Annotated in this window: 1 rRNA gene; it reads right to left on the bottom strand. The window is 57.2% G+C overall.

The features are described from left to right. Positions 1-622 (bottom strand): 23S ribosomal RNA (locus tag C2M34_RS15805); the annotation flags it as partial.

Below are 622 nucleotides of genomic sequence, written 5' to 3'. Positions count from 1 at the left end.
CGTTACTCATGTCAGCATTCGCACTTGTGATATGTCCAGCATGCCTCCCGGCACACCTTCAGCCACTTACACAACGCTCCCCTACCCCGCATACTAAGTATGCAGCCGCAGCTTCGGTGGTATGTTTAGCCCCGTTACATCTTCCGCGCAGGCCGACTCGACTAGTGAGCTATTACGCTTTCTTTAAAGGGAACACCACCAATGACAGCACCCCAGCCTTGACCGGCACCATAGATGATCCAGAGGCGAGCATAGTAGTAACCGTTGAGGGGGTGGATTATGTTGCCACCAACAATGGCGACGGCACCTGGACCTTGGTGGACGACACCTTGCCTGCGCTTATGGACGGTAGCTACCAGGTCACAGTGACCGCCACCGATGCGGCGGGTAACAGCAGCATGGCCACGGGCAACTTAGTCATTGATACCAGCGCGCCAACCACGGGCGATGGTGCGAACAGCATCATGTTCAACGACGGCGGCGATGAGCAGTTAAGCGCGACCGAAGCCACGAACGTCAGTTTCACCGGCAGCGTTGAAGCCGGTGCCACCGTCGACAGCATCACCATCAGTGATGGTGTGACGACGATCACGGTACCGAGCTCGGCGATCAGCACGGATAG

The organism is Pseudoalteromonas sp. T1lg88, from assembly GCF_002964765.1.
In the GTDB taxonomy this organism is placed as follows: Bacteria; Pseudomonadota; Gammaproteobacteria; order Enterobacterales; family Alteromonadaceae; genus Pseudoalteromonas.
The sequence above is the reverse complement of the archived record's forward strand: the minus strand, read 5'-3'. Positions and strand labels throughout refer to the sequence as shown.